Source organism: Ideonella sp. A 288, from assembly GCF_002198735.1.
Taxonomy (GTDB): Bacteria; Pseudomonadota; Gammaproteobacteria; order Burkholderiales; family Burkholderiaceae_C; genus Pseudaquabacterium.
The window spans coordinates 1-16,909 of sequence record NZ_MWLO01000128.1 but is presented as its reverse complement, the minus strand read 5'-3'; the positions used below and the strand labels follow the sequence as shown (position 1 = coordinate 16,909).

Sequence of the window (16,909 nt, the reverse complement as noted above, 5' to 3'; positions counted from 1 at the left end):
ATCCGCCCCATGACGGACGAACGCCACAGCGGCGGCGCAGGCGCAGACCGGCTGCATCGCCAACAGCCGTTCTGGCAGGCACTGCACGAGCTGGAAGACCAGTTGTCGCGCGATGACGCGCTGGGGCACTTCGCAGAGGCCGCCTACGACTCATTGGGCGCGGCCATCCACTGGACCCCGGTGCCCTATGGCACCGAGGAATCGTCCAGCCGGCTGGGACGGCTGCGACAGGCCTTCGACGAGGCCGACAACGAGGCCTGGCGCCGCATCGCGGCCGACTTTTCCGCGATCGACATCGGCGTGGTCTGGCCCATCCTCATCGGACTGGTCAAGGACATCGCCATGTACGTGGGCGGCGGCGCCGTGGGCGGCGGCGTGCTTGGTGCCATCGGTGGCTTCTTCCTGGGCGGGGTCGGTGCCATCCCGGGCGCTGCGGCCGGCGCGTCGGCAGGGGCCGGCATCGGTGCGGCGGTGATGAACTGGATGGGCCTGGCCAGCCTGGCGCAAGACCTGGCCAAGGCCATCCCCGAGGCGGCCGGCCACTATGTATCCGGCTTCAGGATGGCCTGGGGCGGTGGCGCGCAGCGCGGCGAGGGGCCGCTGGGCCACAGCGGCCTGGCGCGCGCCGGCCGCGGGCCGGAGGCCGTCCGTGCGGCGACGATGGAGATCGCCACCGGCCATGTGCTCCTCGTCACCGCGCTGCTGATGGCGGTGATGGCCTACCTCACCCGCGGCAAGGGCAACCGCCAGACGCTGCTCTCCGAGATCCGCAACAGCCGGCAGCTGGGGCCCAAGGTGGCGCAGTGGGTAGAGGCCAACGAGGGCAAGTTCGGCACCCAGATGGCGATGATCGAGGGCAAGGGGCGTTCGGGCGGTGGCGGCGCCAAGCGCACTTCGGGGCCGGCGCAAACGCCGCGGCAGCTGGCCGGGCGCGTCGACGACGCGCCGCCACCCCGGACCAAGATGGCCGCCACGGTGCTCTCGCGCGCAGAGGCCGAGGCGGTGCTCGTGAAGAACGGCCTCAGCCCGGCGAGGGCCAAGGACTACGTGGCCTCGTTCGACGGGCCGATCACCCTGCGCGAGATCGACAAGGGCGAGACTTTCCTGCGCTACGCGGACGATCCGTCCAGCAAAGGCAGCTTCCTCACCAACAAGGCCTTTGGCTCGCCCAAGGAGGCCGCCGAGGCGCTGTACCTGGGCCCCTACGGCAACCAGGCCAGCCTGGTGCAGCAGGTCACCGCCACCAAGGCTACCACCGTGCTGGAAGGCGCCATCGCGAACGGCGTGCCGCCCGGCACCGTGCAGACGCTGATGGTCGACCGCACGGCCTTTTCCATCGGCACGGGGGTGCCTTTCCCATGATCGACCGACTCGCACTGCTGGCCCAGCTCGACCGCTTCGCGGCCCGCCTGGCCGCGCCCTTGACGCCGGCCGACACCCGGGAAGGCTGGTCGCCGGCCGCGCAGGCCGCCTACCTGCGGCTGCTGGCCGACTTGCGAACGCAGTTGACCCTCGACGCCGCACTGCCCAGCCTCAGCCTGTCGCGCGGGCTGGACGCCTGGGGCGTGGGTGGCGGCGACCTGGCCGAAGCCGCCGCCGAGTTGTCCAACGCGCTGCGCGAGTACGCCACGCAGCGCAGGCCCTGAGCGGCCGCCGGGGCGCCCGCGCTCAGGCCGGCTCGCCCCACAGCCGCATCGACACCTCCACCGAATCGTTGACGGTGCGCACCGCGTCGTAGGCCACCTGCGCCTCCGGAAAGCGCCGGCGCAGCATGTTCAGCCACTGCTTCAGCCTGCCGGCGCGGTGCTTGGGCGCCACGTGGCCGGCGATGTTGCGCCAGTAGCGCTGCAGCAGTGGCGCCATCACCGGCCAGCCCGGCGGCTCGGTGCCGGGCGCGCGGATGGCCCAGGCCAGGCCGGGGTCGGCCACCATGCCGCGGCCGATCATCAGCGCGTCGCAGCCGCTCACCTCGCGGCAGCGGCGGGCGTCGTCGGGGGTCCAGATCTCGCCGTTGGCCACCACCGGCAGGCGCACCGCGGCGCGGATGCGCGCCACCTGCTCCCAGTGGGCCGGCGGGCGGTAGCCGTCGGCCTTGGTGCGGGCATGCACCACCAGCTCCTGCGCGCCGGCCGCAGCGATGGCGTGGGCGCAGTCGAGCATGCGATAGGCGTCCTGGTTGCCCAGCCGCATCTTGGCCGACACTGGCACCGCGCGCGGCACCGCGCGGCGCACCGCGTCGACGATGGCATGCACCAGCTCGGGCTCGTCCAGCAGCACCGCACCGCCGCGGTGGCGGTTCACCGTCTTGGCCGGGCAGCCGAAGTTCAGGTCGATGCCCTCGGGGCCCAGCGCGGCCAGCGCCGCCGCGTTGTCGGCCAGGCAGGACGGATCGGAGCCCAGCAGTTGCGGGCGCACCGGCACGCCCGCGGGCGTGCGGCCGGCGTTCAGCAGCTCGGGCACGATGCGGGTGAAGACGCGGTCGGGCAGCAGCTGGTCGGTGACGCGGATGAACTCCGACACGCAACGGTCGATGCCGCCGACGCGCGTGAGCACGTCGCGCAGGCTGAAGTCGAGCAGGCCCTCCATGGGCGCGAGCAGGATCATCGGGCGGGGCAGAATGGCGGCATGGACACGGCCCGCATCATCGCCGAGACCCGCGCCTGGGTGGACCGCGCGGTGATCGGCCTGAACCTGTGCCCCTTCGCCAAGGCGGTGCAGGTGAAGCAGCAGGTGCGCTACGTGGTGAGCGCCGCGCGCGACACCGAGGCGCTGCTGGCCGACCTGCTGGCCGAGCTGCAGCGGCTGGCCGACACCGACCCTCGGCACACCGACACCACGCTGCTGATCCACCCACAGGTGCTGCAGGACTTCGCTGCCTACAACGATTTCCTCGACCAGGCCGATGGCGCCGTCGAACGGCTCGACCTCGGCGGCGTGCTGCAGGTGGCCAGCTTCCACCCCGACTACCTCTTCGCCGGCACCGACACCGACGACGTGACCAACGCCACCAACCGCTCGCCCTACCCCACGCTGCACCTGATCCGCGAGGCCAGCATCGACCGTGCGGTGGCCGCCTTCCCCGAGGCCGAGGCCATCTACGAGGTGAACATGCTCACCCTGCAGCAGCTCGGTGCCAAGGGCTGGGCCAGGCTGCAGCAGCAGTGCCGCGACGATGCGCAGGCCGAGCTGGATGCGCTGCAGCGCGGCGACGACGCACCGGCGCCGCCCCGCTGACGCACGCCGGCCGGCGTCAGCGGCCCGTCCAGCGCGGCGGCCGCTTGTCGTTGAAGGCCGCGCGGCCTTCCTTGGCGTCCTCGGTCATGGCCAGCAGCGCGATCTGGCTCTCGGTGTAGCGGATGGCCTCGTCGAACGACATGCTCTCGATGGCGCGCAGCGCGTACTTGCCGCGGCGGATGGCGGTGGGCGACTTGTCGGCCAGGCGATTGACCAGCCCCTCGGTGCGCGCGTCCAGCTCGGCCGCCGGCACCACGTGGTTGAGCAGCCCCGCCGCCAGCGCCTCGGCCGCGGTGAAGGGCTCGCCGGTGAGGCACCACTCGCGCACCGTGCGCGCCGGCACCAGCCGCTGCAGCAGGCTCAGCACCTGCATCGGGAACAGGCCGATCTTCACCTCGGGCAGCCCGAAGGTCACATCGTCGGCCGCCACCGCCAGGTCGGTCATGCACAGCAGGCCGATGCCGCCGGCCATGCAGGCGCCGTTGACCCGCGCGATGCTGGGCAGCGTGGCGTCGTGCACCTCGCGCAGCAGGTCGGCATAGTCGGCATTGGGGCGCGACAGGTCGAAGGCAAAGCTCTGGCCGGGCTGCAGGTCGGCGCCGGCACAGAAGGCCCGGTCGCCGGCGCCGGTGAGCACGATCACCCGCACCTCGGGGTCGTCATGGGCGCGGGCCCAGGCCTCGCGCAGGCCGGCCACCACCGCGGCATTCAGCGCATTGCGGCGTTCGGGCCGGTTGATCGTCACCCAGCAGGCGGGGCCGCGTCGTTCCACGAGCACGGCGGGGGCGGTGTTCATCGACGTTCTCCTCCGAACGGCTGACAGTCTGTCGCGCGACGATACCCCCGTACCGCCCGCCGGGTCTTGCGGCCAGCGGCTGGCAGCCACTGTGCGCAAGACCGGCGCGCCCGGCCGGCCTACCCTCCACGGCATCGAAGGAGCACTGCAATGACCCGACCTGTCCTGCGCATCGGCGGCGCCTCCGGCTTCTGGGGCGATTCGTGCGTGGGCGCCCCGCAACTGGTGCACAGCGGCCTGATCGACGTGCTGGTGTTCGACTACCTGGCCGAGACGACGATGGCCATCCTGGTGGGCGCGCAGCGCAAGAACCCGTCCGCCGGCTACGCCACCGATTTCGTCGACAGCGCCATGGCCCAGGTGCTGCCCGAGGTCGTCGCCCGCGGCATCAAGGTGGTGGCCAACGCCGGCGGCGTGAACCCGCGGGCCTGCGCCGACGCGCTGTCGGCGCTGGCAGCGTCGCTGGGCCTGGCCGTGCGCATCGCCGTGGTCGAGGGCGACGACCTGCGCCCGGTGCTGCCGGCGCTGCGGGCGCAGGGCCTGGCCGACCTGTTCAGCGGCGCGCCGGTGCCCGACCCGCTGCTCAGCGCCAACGCCTACCTCGGCGCCTTGCCCATCGCCCGCGCGCTGGCCGAAGGCGCCGACGTGGTGATCACCGGCCGCTGCGTCGACAGCGCGGTCACGCTGGGGCCGCTGATCCACCACTTCGGCTGGTCGATGGACGACTTCGACCGCCTGGCCGGCGGCAGCCTGGCCGGCCACATCATCGAATGCGGCTGCCAGGCCACCGGCGGCCTGTTCACCGACTGGGACACGGTGCCCGACTGGGCCCACATCGGCTACCCGATCGTCGAGTGCGCCGAGGACGGCAATTTCGTCGTCACCAAGGCGCCGGGCACCGGCGGCCTGGTCAGCCGCGCCACGGTGGCCGAGCAACTGCTGTACGAAATCGGCGACCCCGGCGCCTACCTGCTGCCCGACGTCGCCTGCGACTTCCGCCAGGTGACGATCGAGGCCATCGGCCCCGACCGCGTGCAGGTGCGTGGCGCCCGGGGCTCGGCGCCGCCGCCAACCCTCAAAGTGAGCGCCACGGCGATGCGCGGCTGGCGTTGCACCGGCACGTTGACGATCGTCGGCATCGATGCCGCGGCCAAGGCGCGCCGCACCGGCGACGCCATCCTGCAGCGCGTGGGCGAGCTCTTCGCGCAGCGCGGCTGGGCACCAATGGCCGCCAGCCGCCTCGAGGTACTGGGCGCCGAGGCCAGCTACGGCCCGCACGCCACCGCGCGGCCGCCACGCGAGGTGTTGCTGCGCGTGGCCGTGCACCATGCGCAGCGCGAGCCGCTGGAGCTGTTCGCGCGCGAGATCGCGCCCGCCGGCACCTCCTGGTCGCCCGGCACCACCGGCGCTGGCGGCGGACGCCCGCCTGTGCAGCCGCTGATCGCGCCCTGCAGCTTCGCCGTCGCGAGAGATGCCGTCGTGCCCGTGGTGCAGATGGGCCACCTGCGGCTCGAGGTGCCGATGTCCGCGACCGCGGCACCCGCACGTCCGCCGACACCACTGCCCGATCCTCCCGTCGCCGGCGCGGTGGACGCCCACCGCTGGGTGCCCCTGGTGCGCCTGGCCTGGGCGCGCAGCGGCGACAAGGGCGACCTGTCGAACATCGGCCTGATCGCCCGGCGGCCCGAGTGGCTGCCGCTGCTGTGGCAGCAGGTCACGCCCGAGGCGGTGGCGGCCTGGCTGGGGCACCTGGTGAAGGGCCGCGTCGAGCGCTTCCACCTGCCGGGCCTGGCCGCGATGAACCTGGTGCTGCACGAGGCGCTCGATGGCGGCGGCCCGGTGTCGCTGCGCCTCGACCCGCTGGGCAAGGCAATGGCGCAGTTGCTGCTGGAGATGCCGGTGGCCTTGACCGACGCGGTGGCGGCCGACCTGGCCCGGGATGCGATGATCACGGCCCCAACCCGAGATGGAGCCGTTCCGTGATGCGTCGACTGCTGATTGCCCTTTCCCTGGTCGCCACCGCGTCGGTCAAGGCCACCGGCATCTCCAGCAGCAACTGCGCCATTGCNAGTTCCACCTCGAACTGCAGCACCGCGTTCGGCGGGATGGTGCCGCCGCCAAGGAAACCGGCGCCGTGGTCACGCCGAGCGGCCTGGTCTATCGCTCGATCAAGGACGGTACCGGCCCCAGCCCGCAGGCCACCGACACGGTGCGCGTGCACTACCGCGGCACCTTCCCCGATGGCAAGGAGTTCGACAGCTCCTACAGCCGCGGCAGCCCGGCCGAGTTTCCGCTGAACCGCGTCATCAAGTGCTGGACCGAAGGGGTGCAGCGCATCGCCGTGGGCGGCAAGGCCAAGCTCACCTGCCCCAGCGCCATCGCCTATGGCGAGCGCGGTGCCGGCGGCACCATCCCGCCGAACGCGGTGCTGCAGTTCGAGGTGGAACTGCTGGGCATCAACAAGCGCTGAGCGGGCTCACCGGCCCGCGCTGACCGCGCGCCGCAGCCGCGGTCGCGCGTTCGGCACGTTCAACGCGGGTCACCCCAGCGCCGCAGGAACAGGCTGAAGCAACTGCCCAGGCCCGGCGCGGACGTGGCCTCGAGCCGGCCACCCATGGCCTCGGCCAAGCGCCGCGAGATGCTCAGGCCCAGGCCGTGGCCGCTGACGCGCAGCTGCTCGGCGCCCAGCCGGTTGAAGGGCTCGAACAGGTGCTCTTTCTGGCTGCGGTTGATGCCGATGCCGCTGTCGGTGACGTCGATGCGCACCTGCGGCCCGTCCACCGAGACGCGGGCCACCACCCAGCCGTCGCGGCGGTTGTACTTGACGGCGTTGCTGACCAGGTTGTTCAGCACCTCGCGCACCCGGCGCGGGTCGGCATGCGCCTGCGCCGTGCGCGCATCCGGCGCCAGATCGACCGAGAGGTGCAGGTTCATCGGCGCGGCGGCGGGCCCGTGCAGTTCGATCACCTGATCGAGCAGCGGCGCCAGCGTCACCGCCCCCAGGTCGAGCCTCAGGGTGCCGGCCTCGGCCTTGTTCAGGTCGAGCACCTCGTCCACCAGCGACAGCAGGTGCCGGCCGGCTTCGCTGATGTGGCGGATCTGTGCCGCGGTGCGCGGCTCGAGCTTCTCCTCGTCCATCAGGATCAACTGCGAGAAGCCCAGCACCGCATTCAATGGCGTGCGCAACTCATGGCTCACCCGCGACAGCAGCTCGGTCTTGGACTGGTTGGCGCTCTCGGCCAGGTCACGGCGGCGCTCGGCATCGGCCGCCGCCCTGCTGGCCTGTTCGGCCAGGATGTGCTCGGTGCGGTCCTGCAGCACGCACAGGAAGCGGGTGTCGCGTCCGTCGTGGCGCGGCGGCACGCGCATCAGTTGCACGTCGGCCCACAGCTGCCGGCCGTCGGTGGTGGCAATGGCCACGCCGGGCAGGCTGGTCACGCCGGCCGCCAACTCGGCCGAGCGCAGGGCCTCGACGAACCGGCCTTCCGACGCGGCGTCCGCCAGCACCCGGCGCATCGGCTGGGCAAGCTTGAGCATGTCCTCGTCGAAGCCCAGCAGCGCATGCGCGCCATCGTTGGCCTCGACGATGCGGGCCAGGCCGTCGAGCGACAGCACCGGCAGCGGCAGGCGCCGCAGCACGGCCGCATGCCAGCCCAGCGCGGCCTCGGTGAGCTGCAGGCTCTCGGACAACTGCTGCACCTGCGTCTCGAGCTCGTGGCGGTACAGCTCGAGCACCGCGCCCAGCGTGATGCCCGGTGAGCGGGCCACCACCTCCTCGGCCACCCCGAGGCGGCCATCGCGCACCGCGTCGAGCGCACGCGCCAGCAGCACGTCGTGGGCCTGCGGTTCGTCGTCGCTCACGGGACGGACCTTCGCGCTTCCAGCGGCCCGGAGGTGCTTGGTGGGCTGCCTTCGGGCGGCGCCCTCCGGTCGTCGCCCTGGGGATGGCAATGCGTGCTCATGTGATGGTCGTCAGCGGCAGCGGCTCGCCCGCGCGCGACACCCAGTCGGTGACGTTGTAATGCGCCAGCACCAGGCCCGCGTCGGGCCAGGCCAGGGCCCGGGCGTGCAGGGTGAACCAGCGCTGCTCTAGGGGCGAATGGCACGGGTAGGTCCACACGAACTCGGGCATGGCGCCGTCCAGCACCTGCTGCAGCCCACGCAGGATATGCCCCGATTGCGGTTCGGTGGACCGCGCCAGCACGGCCAGGCAGTTGACGCCGACGCCGGTGCTGTGACCGCCGGGGTCGCCGTTGTCCTCGGCGAAGCGGATCCAGGCATGGTTGACCAGTTGCACCGTGCCCTGGGCGTCGAGCACGGCCACGTGCAGCGGCAGGGCGTCGATCAGCACCTGCATGCGCCGGGCATCGCGCACCCGCGACACGTCGACGAAGCTCATCACCATGCGCCGTGTGCCATTGGCCCGCTGGCCATAGGACAGCACCCGGGCCAGGTACCAGACGCCGTGCGGTCCCAGCACCTCGCGTTCCCGGCGCTCGCCGGTGAGCATGGTGTGGCGCAGGTCATCGACCAGCTGCGGGTAGATGACGGCGCTGGAGAAGTCCTCGATCGAGCGGCCGACGTCACCCGGCCGCAGGCGAAACAGCGTGGTGGCCTCGGCGGTGAAACGCGTCAGCATCAGGTGCTCGTCGACGAACAGCGTGGCGATGCCGGTGGCCTGGGACATGCCTTCCAGGTCGGCCATCAGCATGTTCACCGTCTCGAGCTTGGCGTTGTACTCGGCATTGACGGTGTACAGCTCCTCGTTCACCGACTGCAGCTCTTCATTGGTGCTCTGCAGCTCTTCGTTCGAGGACATCAGTTCCTCGTTGGTGCTCTGCAGTTCTTCGTTGGCGACCTTCAGCTCCTCGATGCCGCTTTCGAGGTTGAGCCGGGTGTCCGCCAGCTCGCGCTCGAGCAGGGCCAGGTGGTCGAGCGAGCCGGCACCGGCCATCGCCGACAGGTCGGACGGCGCCAGCTGCCGGCCGGTGGGCTCGAGGCTGAGCAACGCATATCCTTCGTGTTCAGCGGCCTGCATGGCCCGCGCCACAACGATGATCTCGACCGGCACGCCGTCGACGTCCACCGCCGTCGGCGACGAGCGGAAGATCTCGGACTGCTTCATCACCACGTTCAGCGCATGCCCGGCCACCGCCGCCAGCCGCGGCGGCATCAGCCGCAGCGCGTCCATGGTGACGCCGCCCTCCTGCACGCGCAGGTAGGTCTGCGTGGGACCCCAGGCATGCACGATCTGCCGCTGGGCGTTGACCAGCAGGCTGGCTGGCACGTAGTCGCGCATCAGGCATTGGCCGGCGGCTTCCACGACGCCGTCTCCGCTGGGGCTGCTGACCGCCACCTTGGTCGAGCGCGAGCGCAGCGCCGTGGCCGACCGCGTGAATCCGTCGTGCAGCGCCAGCGCGGTGAGCACCGGCCGGATCAGCCGGTAAAGCTTGTGCTTGGCGTCGATGGCGGTGAAGTCGGGCTGCAGCGCGCCCAGCGATTCGCTCGAGCCCAGGAAGAGCACGCCCCGCGGGTTCAGCGCGTACTGCAGCCGGCGCATCACACGCTGCTGCGGTTCGGCCTGGAAGTAGATCAGCGTGTTGCGGCAGACCACCAGGTCCATCTTGGTGAACGGTGCGTCCTCGAGCAGGTTGTGCCGCGCGAACAGCACCATCTGCCGCAGTTCGGGCTTGACGACGATGCGTTCGTTGTCGTGCGTGAACCAGCGCGCCAGGCGCTCTTGTGTCAGCCCCGCGGCGGCGCCGATCGGGTAAGAGCCCTGGCCGGCCACGTCGAGGAAGCGCTGGTCGACGTCGGTGGCAAACACCTTCATGGCCGGCCAGCGCTGCGCGCCGTGGCACACCTCGAGCAGCGAGATGGCCAGGGTGTAGGCCTCCTCGCCGGTGGCGCAGCCGGCGCACCACACGCGCAGCGGCCGGTCGCCGGTGTAGGAGGCCACCATGGCCTCGAGGGCCTGCTGGCGCAAGGCCGCGAAGGCCTCGGGGTCGCGGAAGAAGCTGGTCACCGGGATCAGCAGTTCGCGCCGCAAGGCCTCGGATTCCTGGGCCGACGCGGCCACCCGGTCGGCGTACTCGATCACCGATGCGCTGCCGGTGAGCATCATGCGGCGCTCGATGCGGCGCATCACCGTGGGCAGCTTGTACTCGCTGAAGTCGAGTCCGCCGTTGCGCTCGAGGGATTCGTAGATCACCTGCAGCGCCGGCTTCGCCGCACTGGCATCGACCATCTCGCCCTGCCCGACGCGTGCCGCGCGGCCGTGGGTGAGGTCCAGCACCTTGGCGGCCAGTTCTTCGGGCGCCGCCACCACGTCCACCTGCGTGGCCGCCACGGCGCTGCGCGGCATGCTGTCGAACTTGGCGCTCTCGGGCGACTGCACCAGCACGTAGCCACCGGCCGCCCGCACCGCGGGGGCACCAGCGGCGCCATCCGAACCCGAGCCCGACAACACCACGGCGATGGCGTGGTCGCCGGACGCCTCGGCCAGCGAGTGGAAGAACAGGTCGATCGGCAGCGACACGCCGTGCGGCGGCTTGGGCGCGAAGGCCAGCCGGCCGGACTCGATGCGCATCATCACGCCCGCAGGCAGCAGGTAGATGTTGTCCACCAGCAGCGGCTCGTCTGCCTGCGCGGTGCGCACCGGCAGGCTGGTGTGGCGGCCCAGCAGCTCGATCATCATCGACTTGTGGTCCGCCGACAGGTGCTGCAGCACCACGAACGCGGCATTGGTCGGCGAGGTCATGTCGGCGAAGAAGCGCTGCAAGGCCTCGAGCCCACCGGCCGACGCGCCCACCGCCACCACCCACTGGCCGTCGCTGCGGCTCAACCCCAGTGGGCTTGCCATAGCGCCGGGCTGCGGTACTTCAGCCGAACCCGGCCCCTCGTCCATGAATCGCCTCCGTGACGTCGTGAATGGTACGGACCCGCGTTCAGAATGTTATTTGACAGGAATCAAGTCAGGGCCATTGTCAAACTCACCTGACGTTTCGTGACGACTTGTGCTCACGCTCGAGCGTCCGTCGGTGCACCGTGTTGGGGGTTCCTCGCCGCGCCGCGACGCGGGCCGGGTGCCACCGGTCCGTCGGGTGCTCAGAACAACGAGGGTTGCCCGTTCGGGGCCGCCCCCTCGAGGGCCAGCATGCGCAGCTTGGTCTGCGCGCCACCCTCTGCCGAGAAGCCGCCGCTGCGGCCACCAGCGGCCAGCACGCGGTGGCAGGGCACGATCGGCGCGAAGGGGTTGAGGCCCAGGGCCTGCCCCACGGCGCGTGCCAGCCCGGCATCGGCCAGGCGCTCGGCCAGTTCACCATAGGTGGTGGTCTGCCCCGGCTGCAGCTCGCGCGACAGGGCGTAGACGCGCTGGTGGAAGGCGCTGACGCCACGCAGGTCCAGCCGCACGGCCGACAGGTCGCAGCGCTCGCCACGCAGTTGCGCCTGCACGCCGGCGATGGCGGCGGCCACTTCGGCCGGCGGGTCGGCCTCGGACAGTGCCGGGAAGCGCCGGCTCATTCGATCGCGCGTGGCCTCGGGCGTGGCCTGCGGCAGTTGCGAGCCGACGATGCCCTCATCGCCCCAGGCGATGCCGCAGGGGCCCAGGGCGGTGTCGAAACAGCACCAGCCGGCCACCGCGCAAGCCCCTGGTCAGCGCGAAAGGGCCAGTTTCAGCCCGAAGCCCACCAGCAGCGTGCCCCCCGCGCGGTTGAGCCACTGCGTGACCCGCGGGCTGGCGCGCAGCCGCTCGGCGAAGTGGCGCACCAGCAGCACCATGCCCAGGCCGTACAGGAAGGTGAGCGCGGCGATGGTGGCGGCCATGACACCGAAAGTGAGCAGCCCCTGGTGGCGGGCCGGGTCAACGAACAGCGGGAAGAAGGCCATGTAGAACACGATGGCCTTGGGGTTGAGCAGCGTGATGGCCAGCGCCTGGCGCACGTACTGCCCAGCGCGGATCTCGATGACCGGGGCGTCGCCGGCCTTCGTGGTGATCATGCGCCAGCCCAGCCAGGCCAGGTAGGCCGCCCCCAGCCACTGCACGCCGTTGAAGACCATCGGCGACGCGGTGAGCACCGCCGCCACGCCGGCCACGGCCAGCCACATCAGCACCTGGTCGCCGAGGATCACGCCCAGCGTGGCCGCCAGCCCGCCGACCACCCCGCCCTTGGCGGTGGACGTGATCAGCGCCAGGTTGCCCGGCCCCGGGATCGCCAGGAACACAATCACTGCCACCACGAATGCGCCATAGTCGGCCACACCGAACATCGATTGCTCCTTTTTGCCGCGCTGCCCTGCGCGGCCATCCCGCGATGATGCCACCCGTCCCCGAGCCCGCCGAGCACGAGATGCAGATCCTGGCCATCCGCGCCCAGGGGGCCGGCGGCCAGAACGTCAACAAGGTGTCCAACGCGGTGCACCTGCGCTACGACATCGGCGCCTCGTCGCTGCCCGACGCGGTGAAGGAGCGGCTGCTGGTGCTGGGCGACCAGCGCATCAACCGCGACGGCGTGGTCGTCATCAAGGCGCAGTCGCACCGCAGCCTCGAGATGAACCGGCAGGATGCCATCGACCGCCTGCGCGAACTCATCGCCGCCGCGGCGCACGTGCCCAAGACGCGCCGGCCGACCAAGCCGACACGCTCGTCGCAGCGTCGACGGGTCGAAGGCAAGGTGCAGCGCGGGCAGGTCAAGGCGCTGCGCGGGCGCGTCAGCGAGTAGCGCCCGGACCCCGGCGCCTGGCCCTCAGCCCCCGTCGCCGTCCACCGCCGGCCGCCAGGGCTTCACCAGCCGCAGCCACTTCGACGCCTTCAGCGCGTAGCGCGACTCGATGGCCGCCGCACGCTGCACCAGCGTGTCGCGGTCGGGCACCTCGACGCCGTGGCCGGCGACGACGATGGTGTTGCCCTCCTTCGTCGGCGCCAGTTGCCAGACCTGGTCGCTGCCGAAGGCGGCCGCGATGTGCCCGGCACTGCGGTCGAAGCTCGAATCTCGGCCGAACAGGTTCACCGTCATCAGGCCGCCCGGCGCCAGCACGCCGCGGCAGGCGGCGTAGAAGGCTTCGTCGTCCAGCACCGGCGCCGCGGCCTCGTGGTCGTACAGGTCCACGCACAGCACGTCCACCGACAGCAGGTGGCTCGCGTCGGCCACCCAGGCGGCGGCGTCGCCGTGCACCACGGCCAGGCGCTCATCGTCGTCGGGCAGGTGGAACCACAGCCGGCAGGCGTCGATCACCGTGGCATTGAGTTCCACCGCGGTGGTGCGCATGCGCAGCACCTGGTGCGCGAAGCGGGTGATGGCGCCGGCGCCCAGGCCCAGCTGCACCGCATGGCCCTGGTCCAGCAACTCGGTGGGACGCCACAGCATCCAGGCCATCATGCGCTGCACGTACTCGAGTTCGAGTTGCCGCGGCTTGCGGATGCGCATCGCGCCCTGCACCCAGTCGGTGCCCAGGTGCAGATAGCGCACGCCGTCGAATTCGGAGATGGTGGCACCGGCCTGGGTGGCCTTGCTCTTCTTCGTGCTCATGACACTCCATGCGCGGCGAACACCTCGCGCCAGGCGGCGAGCTTGCGCTCGAAGGACCAGCTGGCATTGGCCGGGCTGGTGGACGGCAGGCGGTAGACCGGCAGGCCCAGCGCACGCGTCAGCCGCATCGCACGGGCCGACTCGCCGCCATTGTGGGCGATGGCCTGCAGCGCCGGCAGCGTGGCGGCCAGGCCGATCAGGTCATTGGGTTCGGCATCGCGGATGGCACTGTCCAGGCTGCCCTCGCGGCTGCAGCGGGCGTAAACGTCCCACAGGCCCAGGCCACGCCGCGCCAGCTCGGCCAGTCTGGCGTCATAGGGCATGGCCACCAGGTCCACCTGCCACAGCGCCGACAGGATCGGCCAGAAGTGGTTGCGCGGGTGGCCGTAGTACTGCTGCGCCTTCAGCGACGCCACCCCGGGAAAGCTGCCCAGCACGAGCAGCCGCGTGCCCGCCGGTGCCTGCGCCGACAGGCCCGTCCAAACCTTTGGACGGGGAAACTTGTCACCAGGCTCTGCCATCATGCGGGCCGATTCAATCCGGTCGAGTCCGCAGGAGGAAGCCATGTACGTCGAAACAGTCATCAATTTTCTCAGCACCCAGGGGGTGGACTTCGCGTTGAAGCTGCTTGGGGCCCTCGCGGCCTGGATCATCGGCCGCTGGGTCATCAGCCTGGTCGTGAAGGCGTTCAATGGGGTCGTCTCGCGCGGCCACAAGATCGACGCCACGCTGGCCAAGTACCTCAGCTCGATCATCAGCGTGGTGCTGACGATCGTGCTGGTGCTGGCCGTGCTCGACATTTTCGGTGTGCGCACCACCTCGTTCGCCGCCCTGCTGGCCGGCGCGGGCCTGGCCATCGGCGCCGCCTGGAGCGGGCTGCTCGGCCACTTCGCCGCGGGCGTGTTCATGCAGGTGCTGCGGCCCTTCAAGGTGGGCGATTTCGTGCAGGCCGGCGGCGTCACCGGCACGGTGCACGAGGTGGGCCTGTTCGGCACCACCATCGTCACGCCCGACAACGTGATGACCATCGTCGGCAACAACAAGGTCTTCTCGGAGAGCATCCAGAACTACTCGACGCTGCCGCATCGCCGCGTCGACTGCAGCGCCAAGGTGGACAACAGCGTCAGCCCCACCGACGCCATCGCGCGCCTGAAGCCCGCCATCGCCGCCATCCCCAACGTGCTGGCCAGCCCGGCGCCAGACATCGAGATCATGGGCTTCACGCCCGAAGGCCCGCTGCTGTGCGTGCGCCCCTACACCCACAACGACCACTACTGGCAGGTGTACTTCGACACGCACAAGGCCGTGGTCGCCACCTTTGGCGCGGCGGGCTACCCGGTGCCCGAGACGCCCATCGCGCCGCGCAACCGCTGACCGCCGCGGGCCCGCCCGCGCCGTCCCCGTCAAGGTGACACGCGCGGCATCAGCGCCCCCAGCCCCGGCAGCACCCGCCCGGCGTTGGCGGCCGTGACCGCCGCGGTGTGCTCGATCGTCCAGCCGCGCAAGGCGGCCAGTTCGGCCGCGATGCGCGGCAGCTCGGCCGGCTCGTTGCGCGAGCGCTCGCCGGCCGCGCGCTGTGCCGCGGTGCGGTACAGCCAATGCGGCGGGATGTCCGGCGCGTCGGTCTCCAGCACCAGCGCCGCGTCGGGCAGCTCGGCCGCCAGCCGGCGGATCTGCAGCGCGCGGTCGAAGGTCATCGCGCCGCCGAAGCCGAGCGCAAAGCCCAGCCCCACGAACACGTCGGCCTGTGCACGGCTGCCATTGAAGGCGTGCGCGATGCCGCCGGCCACACCGATGCGCCGCAGCCCCTTCAGCAGCCCGTCGGCCGAGCGGCGCACGTGCAGGATCACCGGCAGCCCGGCCTCGCGCGCCAGGGCCAGCTGGGCCTGGTAGAAGCGCTCCTGCCGCGCCAGGTCCAGGCCCGGCACGAACCCGTCCAGCCCGATCTCGCCGACGGCCACCAGCCGCGGGTCGCCGCGGTGCGCCTTCAGCGCGTCGGCCAGGCGGTCGAGGGCGTCGTCGGCGGCGCGGTCCACATACAGCGGGTGGATGCCCAGCGCATAGGCCAGGCCCTCGGCGTGCGCCAGCCGGCGCACGCTGTCGAAGTTCGCCACCTCCACCGCCGGCAGCACCTGCATCGCCACGCCGGCGCCGCGCGCGCGGACCAGCACCTCGGCGCGGTCGGCGTCGAACTCGGCAGCATCGAGGTGACAGTGCGTGTCGATCCAGCAGGGGGGCATTCCCCCATGATGCACGACCGCCGAGCCCGTGGTACCGTGGCAACGGGCAGCCCGGAGCCGGTTGCCGGAGCCGGTGACGATGGCCCGCACGCCGCTGTACAGCCGTTCCCCCCTGCGTCCCGCGCGCGCCGCGCCCGCAGGCGATGCGGTGCCACCCGGCGCAGACGCCGCCCCCGCCGCGGCAGAGCCGTCACAGCCCGAGCCTGCCGCACCGCCGTCGCGTTGGGCACGGGCGGTGCACCGTCGTGAACGCTGGCTGTGGGCCGCAGGCGCCCTGCTGCTGGCCCTGCTGGCCGGCTGGCCGGCCTGGACGGGCAAGATCATCCGGCCGTTGAGCTTCGAGCAGATCGACACGGCCATGCGCGACTCCATCGCCAAGGAGCCGCTCAATTCGGCCGCGGCCGCCGCCTATGCCGCGGTGCTGCCGTCGGTGGTGCGCGTGGTGGGCCGGCAGAACCCGCCGGCCGGCACGGCATCCGGCACCCACGGCAAGCGCAAGACCGGCGGCAAGATCCCGGCCGATCACCCGAAGGTGGACGCCGACCCCGACGAGGCCGGCCGCAGCGTCGGCACCGGCGTGGTCATTGTCGACAAGGGCCTGATCCTCACCAACCTGCATGTGGTGCAGGGCGCCGACCGCATCACCGTCACCTTCGCCGATGGCACCGACTCCGACGCCACCATCGTCGGCATCCAGGCGCAGGACGACCTGGCCGTGCTGCAGGCGCTGGTGATCCCCGACGACCTGCACGCGGCCACCATGCGCTCCACCGGCGGCCTGGTGCCCGGCGACCACGTGGTGGCGGTGGGCTTCCCCTTCGGCATCGGGCCCTCGGCCTCGTACGGCGTGGTGTCGGGCCTGAAGCGCGAGTTCCGCTCGCCCGAGGGCAAGCGCATGTTGTCCAACCTGATCCAGTTCGACGCCGCGGCCAACCCCGGCAATTCCGGCGGGCCGCTGGTCACGCTCGACGGCCACGTGGTGGGCATCGTCACCGCCATCATGAACCCCAACCAGCAGCGCACCTTCATCGGCATCGGCTTTGCGGTGCCCATCGAGAACGCTGCCGGAGCCGCCGGCCTGCCGCCGTTCTGACCCCGCCACCCCATCC

17 protein-coding genes are annotated in these 16,909 nt (G+C 71.6%); 8 read left to right on the top strand and 9 right to left on the bottom strand.

What is annotated here, in order from left to right; genetic code table 11:
* Positions 1–9: 9 nt before the first annotated feature.
* Positions 10–1,362, top strand: coding sequence for a DUF6861 domain-containing protein (locus EOINJALH_RS16405; RefSeq protein ID WP_088281956.1), 1,353 nt, complete (start codon positions 10–12; stop codon positions 1,360–1,362).
* The gene (locus tag EOINJALH_RS16400; protein ID WP_088281954.1) at positions 1,359–1,646 is read left to right on the top strand and encodes a hypothetical protein; all 288 of its coding nucleotides are present in this window, start codon (positions 1,359–1,361) and stop codon (positions 1,644–1,646) included. Before EOINJALH_RS16405 ends, EOINJALH_RS16400 begins: the two co-directional genes overlap by 4 nt.
* Positions 1,647–1,668: 22 nt before the next feature.
* On the opposite strand, the gene EOINJALH_RS16395 is transcribed toward EOINJALH_RS16400, so the two are convergent.
* Positions 1,669–2,604, bottom strand: a complete 936-nt coding sequence (locus tag EOINJALH_RS16395; protein WP_234413884.1) for a tRNA-dihydrouridine synthase — start codon at positions 2,602–2,604, stop codon at positions 1,669–1,671.
* Between the two features lie 21 nt (positions 2,605–2,625).
* On the opposite strand from EOINJALH_RS16395, the gene EOINJALH_RS16390 reads away from it, so the two are divergent.
* Entirely contained in the window at positions 2,626–3,234 is a 609-nt protein-coding gene (locus EOINJALH_RS16390; protein WP_088281952.1) for a DUF1415 domain-containing protein, read from the top strand.
* Positions 3,235–3,250: 16 nt separating this feature from the next.
* Here the strand turns inward: EOINJALH_RS16390 and EOINJALH_RS16385 are convergent, their stop codons facing one another.
* Entirely contained in the window at positions 3,251–4,030 is a 780-nt protein-coding gene (locus tag EOINJALH_RS16385) for an enoyl-CoA hydratase/isomerase family protein (RefSeq protein WP_088281950.1), read from the bottom strand.
* A gap of 150 nt (positions 4,031–4,180) precedes the next feature.
* Between EOINJALH_RS16385 and EOINJALH_RS16380 the strand changes: the two genes are divergently transcribed.
* A complete protein-coding gene (locus EOINJALH_RS16380; RefSeq protein ID WP_088281948.1) occupies positions 4,181–6,013 on the top strand; it encodes an acyclic terpene utilization AtuA family protein in 1,833 nt (610 codons plus the stop codon).
* A 100-nt stretch (positions 6,014–6,113) separates the two neighbouring features.
* The gene (locus tag EOINJALH_RS16375) at positions 6,114–6,500 is read left to right on the top strand and encodes an FKBP-type peptidyl-prolyl cis-trans isomerase (RefSeq protein WP_144290064.1); all 387 of its coding nucleotides are present in this window, start codon (positions 6,114–6,116) and stop codon (positions 6,498–6,500) included.
* Between the two features lie 59 nt (positions 6,501–6,559).
* Here the strand turns inward: EOINJALH_RS16375 and EOINJALH_RS16370 are convergent, their stop codons facing one another.
* The 4 genes from EOINJALH_RS16370 to EOINJALH_RS16355 form a co-directional block, all read right to left on the bottom strand.
* Positions 6,560–7,891: a HAMP domain-containing sensor histidine kinase gene (locus EOINJALH_RS16370; RefSeq protein WP_088281944.1), complete on the bottom strand. Its 1,332-nt coding sequence runs from the start codon at positions 7,889–7,891 to the stop codon at positions 6,560–6,562.
* Between the two features lie 97 nt (positions 7,892–7,988).
* Positions 7,989–10,892 carry a CheR family methyltransferase gene (locus EOINJALH_RS16365; RefSeq protein ID WP_158219792.1) on the bottom strand — a complete coding sequence of 968 codons (2,904 nt, stop codon included), beginning with the start codon at positions 10,890–10,892 and terminating at the stop codon, positions 7,989–7,991.
* A gap of 245 nt (positions 10,893–11,137) precedes the next feature.
* Positions 11,138–11,671, bottom strand: coding sequence for a methylated-DNA--[protein]-cysteine S-methyltransferase (locus EOINJALH_RS16360; protein ID WP_088281940.1), 534 nt, complete (start codon positions 11,669–11,671; stop codon positions 11,138–11,140).
* Positions 11,672–11,686: 15 nt separating this feature from the next.
* Positions 11,687–12,301 carry a LysE family transporter gene (locus tag EOINJALH_RS16355; protein WP_088281938.1) on the bottom strand — a complete coding sequence of 205 codons (615 nt, stop codon included), beginning with the start codon at positions 12,299–12,301 and terminating at the stop codon, positions 11,687–11,689.
* A gap of 47 nt (positions 12,302–12,348) precedes the next feature.
* On the opposite strand from EOINJALH_RS16355, the gene arfB reads away from it, so the two are divergent.
* Complete coding sequence (gene arfB / locus EOINJALH_RS16350) at positions 12,349–12,753, top strand: alternative ribosome rescue aminoacyl-tRNA hydrolase ArfB (protein WP_088282223.1); 405 nt, start codon at positions 12,349–12,351, stop codon at positions 12,751–12,753.
* Positions 12,754–12,777: 24 nt separating this feature from the next.
* Here arfB and EOINJALH_RS16345 read toward each other — a convergent pair whose 3' ends face one another.
* Positions 12,778–13,560, bottom strand: a complete 783-nt coding sequence (locus tag EOINJALH_RS16345; RefSeq protein WP_088281936.1) for a spermidine synthase — start codon at positions 13,558–13,560, stop codon at positions 12,778–12,780.
* The gene (locus tag EOINJALH_RS16340; RefSeq protein ID WP_088281934.1) at positions 13,557–14,084 is read right to left on the bottom strand and encodes a DNA-deoxyinosine glycosylase; all 528 of its coding nucleotides are present in this window, start codon (positions 14,082–14,084) and stop codon (positions 13,557–13,559) included. The genes EOINJALH_RS16345 and EOINJALH_RS16340 overlap by 4 nt, the downstream gene beginning before the upstream one ends.
* 40 nt (positions 14,085–14,124) lie before the next feature.
* On the opposite strand from EOINJALH_RS16340, the gene EOINJALH_RS16335 reads away from it, so the two are divergent.
* Positions 14,125–14,934 carry a mechanosensitive ion channel family protein gene (locus tag EOINJALH_RS16335; protein ID WP_088281932.1) on the top strand — a complete coding sequence of 270 codons (810 nt, stop codon included), beginning with the start codon at positions 14,125–14,127 and terminating at the stop codon, positions 14,932–14,934.
* Between the two features lie 29 nt (positions 14,935–14,963).
* Here EOINJALH_RS16335 and EOINJALH_RS16330 read toward each other — a convergent pair whose 3' ends face one another.
* Positions 14,964–15,800, bottom strand: coding sequence for a TatD family hydrolase (locus tag EOINJALH_RS16330; RefSeq protein ID WP_088281930.1), 837 nt, complete (start codon positions 15,798–15,800; stop codon positions 14,964–14,966).
* 79 nt (positions 15,801–15,879) lie between these two features.
* Here EOINJALH_RS16330 and EOINJALH_RS16325 point away from each other — a divergent pair, with 79 nt between their 5' ends.
* Positions 15,880–16,893, top strand: a complete 1,014-nt coding sequence (locus EOINJALH_RS16325; RefSeq protein WP_088281928.1) for a S1C family serine protease — start codon at positions 15,880–15,882, stop codon at positions 16,891–16,893.
* The last annotated feature ends 16 nt before the right edge of the window (positions 16,894–16,909 follow it).

Excerpts from the sequence above, each read along its gene's own strand:
- EOINJALH_RS16405 (WP_088281956.1), top strand. The coding sequence starts at position 10 with ATGACGGACGAACGCCACAGCGGCGGCGCAGGCGCAGACCGGCTGCAT.
- EOINJALH_RS16400 (WP_088281954.1), top strand. The coding sequence starts at position 1,359 with ATGATCGACCGACTCGCACTGCTGGCCCAGCTCGACCGCTTCGCGGCC.
- EOINJALH_RS16395 (WP_234413884.1), bottom strand. The coding sequence starts at position 2,604 with ATGATCCTGCTCGCGCCCATGGAGGGCCTGCTCGACTTCAGCCTGCGC.
- EOINJALH_RS16390 (WP_088281952.1), top strand. The coding sequence starts at position 2,626 with ATGGACACGGCCCGCATCATCGCCGAGACCCGCGCCTGGGTGGACCGC.
- EOINJALH_RS16385 (WP_088281950.1), bottom strand. The coding sequence starts at position 4,030 with ATGAACACCGCCCCCGCCGTGCTCGTGGAACGACGCGGCCCCGCCTGC.
- EOINJALH_RS16380 (WP_088281948.1), top strand. The coding sequence starts at position 4,181 with ATGACCCGACCTGTCCTGCGCATCGGCGGCGCCTCCGGCTTCTGGGGC.
- EOINJALH_RS16365 (WP_158219792.1), bottom strand. The coding sequence starts at position 10,892 with ATGGCAAGCCCACTGGGGTTGAGCCGCAGCGACGGCCAGTGGGTGGTG.
- EOINJALH_RS16355 (WP_088281938.1), bottom strand. The coding sequence starts at position 12,301 with ATGTTCGGTGTGGCCGACTATGGCGCATTCGTGGTGGCAGTGATTGTG.
- arfB (WP_088282223.1), top strand. The coding sequence starts at position 12,349 with ATGCCACCCGTCCCCGAGCCCGCCGAGCACGAGATGCAGATCCTGGCC.
- EOINJALH_RS16345 (WP_088281936.1), bottom strand. The coding sequence starts at position 13,560 with ATGAGCACGAAGAAGAGCAAGGCCACCCAGGCCGGTGCCACCATCTCC.
- EOINJALH_RS16340 (WP_088281934.1), bottom strand. The coding sequence starts at position 14,084 with ATGATGGCAGAGCCTGGTGACAAGTTTCCCCGTCCAAAGGTTTGGACG.
- EOINJALH_RS16335 (WP_088281932.1), top strand. The coding sequence starts at position 14,125 with ATGTACGTCGAAACAGTCATCAATTTTCTCAGCACCCAGGGGGTGGAC.
- EOINJALH_RS16330 (WP_088281930.1), bottom strand. The coding sequence starts at position 15,800 with ATGCCCCCCTGCTGGATCGACACGCACTGTCACCTCGATGCTGCCGAG.
- EOINJALH_RS16325 (WP_088281928.1), top strand. The coding sequence starts at position 15,880 with ATGGCCCGCACGCCGCTGTACAGCCGTTCCCCCCTGCGTCCCGCGCGC.